The sequence below is a fragment of the Flavihumibacter sp. CACIAM 22H1 genome (assembly GCF_001601815.1).
In the GTDB taxonomy this organism is placed as follows: domain Bacteria; phylum Bacteroidota; class Bacteroidia; order Chitinophagales; family Chitinophagaceae; genus Flavihumibacter.
In genome coordinates this window covers 46,532-53,097 of the sequence record NZ_LUKG01000025.1, presented here as the reverse complement: position 1 = coordinate 53,097, position 6,566 = coordinate 46,532, and the positions used below count along the sequence as shown (strand labels likewise).

The window sequence follows — 6,566 nt, the reverse complement described above, 5'->3', positions numbered from 1 at the left end:
GTTGTGGGGGTAATAAACCCGGATGCTTCATTCAAAGTAGTAATTGAAGCACACGCGGATGAGATCAGCTGGTTCGTAAACTATATAAATGCCGAAGGATTGATTTACCTGAAAAGAAACGGCGGGGTTGATCACCAGATTGCACCATCACAGCGGGTATTTATCCATGGAAAAAAAGGACCGGTGAAAGCGGTTTTCGGATGGCCGGCCATTCATACACGGCTCTCTAATCCGGATCAGAAAGAGCCGGTAGCAAAAGTGGACAATCTTTTTCTCGATTGCGGTGCGCGCTCGAAAAAGGAAGTGGAGGAGTTAGGTATTCATATTGGTTCGGTTGTTACCTACCAGGATGGATTTGACGAGTTGGCCAACGACTACTATGTAGCCCGTGCGTTTGATAACAGGATCGGCGGCGTAATGATTGCAGAAGTGGCCCGCCTGCTAAAAGAAAACAAGAAAAAACTTCCTTTTGGTTTGTATGTGGTTAATGCAGTGCAGGAAGAAGTTGGGTTACGCGGTGCAGAAATGATTGCCCGGAGAATTAAGCCCGATATTGCCCTGGTAACAGATGTTACGCATGATACCTCCACGCCCATGATCAATAAAATTATTGAAGGTGATGTGGTTTGCGGAAAAGGCCCCTCTCCGGCCTATGGCCCGGCTGTTCACAATAAACTGTTGGCAATTGTGCAGGAAGTTGCCGAAAAATCAGGCATTCCATTACAAATGAGAACAGTAAGCAGAAGCACAGGTACGGATACAGATTCTTTTGCGTATGCACATGAAGGCTGCCCCTCTGTACTGATCTCAATTCCTTTACGGTATATGCATACGACGGTTGAAATGCTGCACAAAAAAGATATTGAACAAACCATTCGGCTTATGTATGAAACCTTGTTGACGCTGAGTCCGAAAACTGATTTGCGGTATTTGTAGGGGCAAAGGAGGAAGGAGAAAGAAGGAAGGGGGAGGTTAAATTTTTATATTTATACCAACCTGGTGATAGCCTTTTGTTGTTGAATAAAAAGTTCTTGCGTAACGGAGTTGAAAACGGGTAAGCAGTATGCCGAGTCCCATGGAGTACCCGGTAAGCCCGTTTGCTGTATTGGGTATAATCAGCTCTCTTCTGCGGAGGTGATTATACCCCATGGCAAGTTCAATTTTCCCGGCTATAAAAGCCTGCGCACCCAGTACTATATGTTGCAGTACCTGGTCGGCAGTGCTGGTGCTGCTATCTGGCTTAAACAGTACCAGTTGATGCAGGTTTCGTAGCGTAAGCGAAAATTGAAGCGGCGCTTTGTTCAATCGTTTGGTGATACCCAACTGAAGGTCAAAGGGAAGGTTTTCTATACCCCCATTGGTATACCCGCGGAGCTGTGTACCCATGTTTTTCATAACCAGTCCAACCTGAAATTGCCGGGCGCTGTCATAATAATTAATGCCTACTGTAATTGCCATTGCACTGGAACGGTAAGCGCCGTAATTGGATTGAATAAATTGCAGCGAAGTTCCATAATGCCATTTCTCCAGGTATTTCCTGGAGGCTGTTAACTGTACCTGGTAATCGCGGGGTTGAAATGTTCCCAACTCATTACCGGCAGGATCGGTTTGTGGAATACTGCCATAACCAGTATACTGCACCTGTGCCGCAAAACTGGTAGCGCTTTTTTCATGGTAAAAAGCAGCTGCCCCATACAGATGTTTTACGCCGGCAGGCATAGGCGTAAAACTTACGGAAAGCTGACTATGGTGATCGGGTCTTAACAGGGAGGGGTTTGCATGCGCCAGGCTCAGTTCTGCATTAATAAGACTGGTATTTTCTCCTCCAACAGCAGTTTGTTGGGCTGCAATCGGCAGACGAAGAAATGAATATACGCTTTGTCCACCTGCATTTTGTGCATAAAGCCGCAAGCCGGATACAAGGCAGGCAAATAAGAAAAGAATAAGAGTTTTCAACAGTTTCATGTATCCGGCGCAGTTGATTGGGTAAAATAAAGAAAATCCCCCATTGATATGGGGGATTATTAACCCTAAAACAACCAACATGAAAAATTTCAATCGTATTTAATTACAATGAAATTGTTGGATTGTTTAAAAAATTATACTAAAGCCAGCTCCAGTACCTGTTGCATTTGCTTAACGTAGTGAAAGTTTAAACCTTTGATAAAATTCGGATCAATTTCCTCTACGTCTTTTTCGTTTTGCCAGCATAAAATAATCTCTTTTAAACCGGCTCTTTTTGCTGCCAGTATTTTTTCTTTGATACCACCAACTGGCAATACCTGGCCGCGTAAGGTAATTTCTCCGGTCATGGCCAGGTAAGGTTTTACTTTTTTACCGGTAAAAGCTGACATAAGTGCTGTCATCATGGTAATACCTGCACTGGGTCCGTCTTTTGGAACGGCTCCTTCCGGAACATGTATATGAATGTTCTTGGTTTGAAAAAGGCGGGTATCAATCCCCAGTTTTTTAGCATTTGCCTGCAGGTAAGTAAGTGCTGTGCTGGCACTTTCTTTCATCACATTTCCCAGGTTACCGGTTAAGCGAAGTTCTCCTTTGCCTTCACTGAGCGTGGTTTCGATAAATAGTATATCGCCGCCAACATAGGTCCAGGCCAGGCCAACTGCAACGCCGGGTATATTGGCAGTTTTATAAATTTCATTACTATACCTGGGTTTACCCAATATTTCAGTGACATCAGCAATGGTAAGTGGTGATTTTATTTTTTTGTTCATTGCCACTTCTTTTGCCATATAGCGCATGATGGCTGCCAGCTGTCGATCTAATTCCCGTACACCGCTTTCCCGGGTATAATCTTCCACAACTTTTTCCAGTACTTTATCATTGATGCGAATTGATTGCTTACCCAATCCATGCGCTTCTTTTTGTTTGGGAACCAGGTGACGTTTTGCAATCTCTACTTTCTCTTCTACAGCATACCCGCTCAGGTCAATGATCTCCAGGCGGTCTCTTAGTGCCGGCTGAATATTATTAATATTATTGGCGGTGGCAATAAAAAGCACTTTGCTGAGGTCGTATTCCAATTCCAGGTAGTTATCATAGAAGGTATTGTTCTGTTCAGGGTCCAATACTTCCAGCAGGGCAGAAGAGGGGTCGCCCCGGTGATCAGCGCCTACTTTATCAATTTCATCGAGGATCATTACCGGGTTAGAGGATTTAACTTTTCGGATCGACTGAAGAATTCTTCCGGGCATGGCGCCTATATAGGTTTTTCGATGTCCGCGTATTTCGCTTTCGTCGTGCAGGCCGCCTAAGGCCAGCCGTACATATTTGCGCCCGATGGCGCTGGCAATGCTTCGGCCCAGGGAGGTTTTACCGATACCCGGAGGTCCCACAAAACAAAGTATGGGACTTTTCATGTCGCCCTTAAGTTTAAGTACCGCAATGTATTCTATGATCCGTTCTTTGATCTTATCCATTCCGTAATGATCATGATCCAGTACTTCTTTGGCGTGTTTAAGATCATAGGAATCTTTGGTGTAATCTTCCCAGGGAAGATCCAGCATCAGATCCAGATGATTGTACACGATGGAATAATCCGGGGTGGAAGGATGCATTCGTTCCAGTTTTTCAATGCCTTTCTGAAACATTTCGGCGGCGGTTTTGGGCCATTTTTTCTGCTCCGCCTTTTTCTTCATTTCCTTTATTTCAAGCTCATTGCTATCGCCACCTAGCTCTTCCTTGATACTTTTCATCTGCTGCTGCAGAAAATATTCCCGTTGTTGCTTATCGAGCTCAGTTTTGGTTTTATTGGTGAGTTTGTTTTTCAATTCCGCAAACTGCAGTTCCCGCTGCAATAACTGCATAAGTATATCGGCCCGTTCGCCGATTTCACCAGACTGCAGGATCTTTTGTTTTTCGTTCAACTCCGTATTCAGGTTACTTGATACGAAATGGATCAGGAATGCCGGGTTTTCAATGTTTTTCAGGATAATAGCGGCTTCCGACGGAATATTAGGAGATAATTGTATGATTTGGGTGGCCAGGTCCTTGATATTGGCGATATAGGCAGCAAAATTATCATCTACCGGGGCGGCCACATCTTCCAGCAAACTAACTTTAGCCCTGAAATACGGATCTTCAGAAGTAAAAGAATCTAGCCGGAACCGACGTTTACCCTGGATTATTACCGTGGTACCGCCATCGGGCATCTTAATCAGCTTCACAATTTTTGCCACCGTACCTACAGATTCCAGGTCGGTGGGTACGGGGTCTTCCACATTACTGTCTTTCTGCGCAACCACGCCTACCAGTTTCTCATGCTTATAGGCATCGTTGACCGCCTTAATACTTTTATCTCGTCCAACTGTAATGGGCAATACTACGCCGGGAAACAAAACTGTATTGCGAAGGGGGAGAATGGGCAGGTCGTCGGGAAGTACCAGGTCGGCTCCGTCGTCGCTTTCGTGTTCATTCAGGGGTATTATGGGGATAAAATCCATTTCATCTTCAGGTCTCAAAAAAAAGTTCGTTTGATTCATACTCATCTGTTGATGTGACAAAATAACACATCCTGCCTGTTTTACATAGGGCAGAAGGCAATAGTTATAAATGTCAACTATGGTGCCATGCCAGGGTTTTAACCAGAATTGGCGGACAGAGTTCTTAAAAATGACATATAGTTCGTTGTAGCCACGCAGCCAGCCGTAGGCAATCCTTATATTTGCGCCCCGTGGGAGTCTCAAGGGCCTGCGCAAAAAACATACATATGGCAGCATTGATGGATCAGCTAGAAGAAACGGTCCGCTTTATACAGGAACAGGGCGCGTTAAGGCCGGAAATAGGCATTGTTCTGGGCAGTGGTTTAGGGAATCTGGTGGCGGAATTGGCCATTGAAAAAGAAATTTCTTACCAGGATCTGCCGCATTTTCCGGTTTCAACAGTCGAAGGGCATAGTGGAAAACTGATTTTCGGAAAGCTGGGTAATAAGCAGGTGGTTGCTATGTCGGGCCGGTTTCATTACTACGAAGGGTATTCGGCCAGTGAAGTGGCCTATCCTATCAGAGTGATGAAATTACTGGGTGTGCACACTTTGCTGCTCAGTAATGCAGCAGGTGGAATGAATGCCGCTTTTGCAGTCGGCGACCTGATGATAATCCGGGATCAAATCAGTTTGTTTACGGTAAATCCGCTGATCGGCAAAAATGAAGCCGGGTTGGGGCCCCGTTTTCCAGATATGAGTGAGCCTTATAATAAAGCCACCATCCTCAAGGCTGTAGCTATTGCGGATAAACTAGGCATCCCGGTACACCAGGGCGTGTATGCAGGGGTAACCGGCCCAACCTTTGAAACCCGGGCAGAATACAAATTATTGCACCTGGCAGGGGCCGATGCGGTGGGCATGAGTACCGTGCAGGAAGTAATTGTTGCCCGTCATATGGACATGCAGGTTTTTGCCATTAGCGTAATTACCGATCTTGGAATACGGGAAGAAGAAAACATTATTACACACCAGGAGGTATTGGAAGCGGCTGCCGCAGCCGAACCAAAATTAACCGCCATTTTCAGAGAACTGGTTCAAGCTATCTGATGGGTAAGAAAATCTTTTATAGTATCCTGGTTTGCTGCTGCTTAAGCGTATTGGACGGCTATGCGCAAAATCCTATGCGACGTTTACCGGGCATGGGCGGAGGAGGCATGCGAAGCGGTTCAGGTACCCAGGATAGCCTGAAACGCCGGGATAACAATGAAGATTCTATTACTATCTGGTTTCGATACCTCGATACGTCCAGGGCCCAACGACTGGATTCTTCCATTGTTGATTTTTACAAAAGATTCCCGGTTCCGGCCAATCATACCTACCTCGGCAACCTTGGGCTGGCCGCCCGGCCTTTGGGATTTAACCCGATTTTGTCAAGCGGATGGGATCCCGGATTTCATGCATTTGATCCGTATAAAATGCGATTGGATCAGGTTCGTTTTTTTCAGACAACCCGCCCTTATTCTGAGTTGGGATATTTACTGGGTAGCTCGGCCGAGCAGATCATAAATGTAATGCACACGCAGAATATCAAGCCTAACTGGAACTTCGCCTTCCAATACAACCTGATCAATAGCTTAGGAGCATTCAAAAATCAGTCGACCAATCATAGCAGGTATTTATTTAACACGGATTACACATCCCGCAACAAACGGTATCACCTGTATTTTATAGCCCTTTCAAATGCTATGCAGGCAAATGAAAACGGAGGATTGAAAAATGACTACGATTATCTGAATGACCTCGTCAGTTACAAGGAAAGGTCTGCTATTCCCGTGCAGTTGGGAGATTATGTTCCCTACCGCAGAAACGTATTAAACAGCGTGTTGAATACTGGTAACCGCCAGCGTACCACTACTTATTTCCTTCGGCAGCAGTACGATCTGGGCAGGAAAGACAGTATTGTAACGGATTCATCCGTGATTCCCTTGTTTTACCCAAAACTCCGGATAGAATATAACCTGCAGTACAGCAGGCATCGGTACAGTTATTTTGACCGGCAGCCGCAGGATAGTTTTTATATCAGGAATTATGATGTCATGGTAAATCCGCCTGCCTCTATTAC

Annotated in this window: 5 protein-coding genes; 3 read left to right on the top strand and 2 right to left on the bottom strand. The window is 45.3% G+C overall.

Features of this window, described 5'->3' with window-relative positions; all coding sequences use genetic code 11:
• Positions 1 to 936 (top strand): M20/M25/M40 family metallo-hydrolase (locus A1D16_RS09220; RefSeq protein ID WP_290709072.1); only part of this gene is annotated, 936 nt, incomplete at its 5' end.
• A gap of 36 nt (positions 937 to 972) precedes the next feature.
• Here the strand turns inward: A1D16_RS09220 and porQ are convergent.
• Positions 973 to 1,965 carry a type IX secretion system protein PorQ gene (gene porQ, locus A1D16_RS09215; RefSeq protein WP_290709071.1) on the bottom strand — a complete coding sequence of 331 codons (993 nt, stop codon included), beginning with the start codon at positions 1,963 to 1,965 and terminating at the stop codon, positions 973 to 975.
• A gap of 134 nt (positions 1,966 to 2,099) precedes the next feature.
• Positions 2,100 to 4,502: an endopeptidase La gene (lon, locus tag A1D16_RS09210; RefSeq protein ID WP_290709070.1), complete on the bottom strand. Its 2,403-nt coding sequence runs from the start codon at positions 4,500 to 4,502 to the stop codon at positions 2,100 to 2,102.
• A gap of 227 nt (positions 4,503 to 4,729) precedes the next feature.
• Here lon and A1D16_RS09205 point away from each other — a divergent pair, with 227 nt between their 5' ends.
• Positions 4,730 to 5,551: a purine-nucleoside phosphorylase gene (locus A1D16_RS09205; RefSeq protein WP_290709069.1), complete on the top strand. Its 822-nt coding sequence runs from the start codon at positions 4,730 to 4,732 to the stop codon at positions 5,549 to 5,551.
• A gap of 74 nt (positions 5,552 to 5,625) precedes the next feature.
• Positions 5,626 to 6,566: putative porin (locus A1D16_RS09200; protein ID WP_366206637.1), on the top strand; the 941-nt coding region annotated here is incomplete at its 3' end.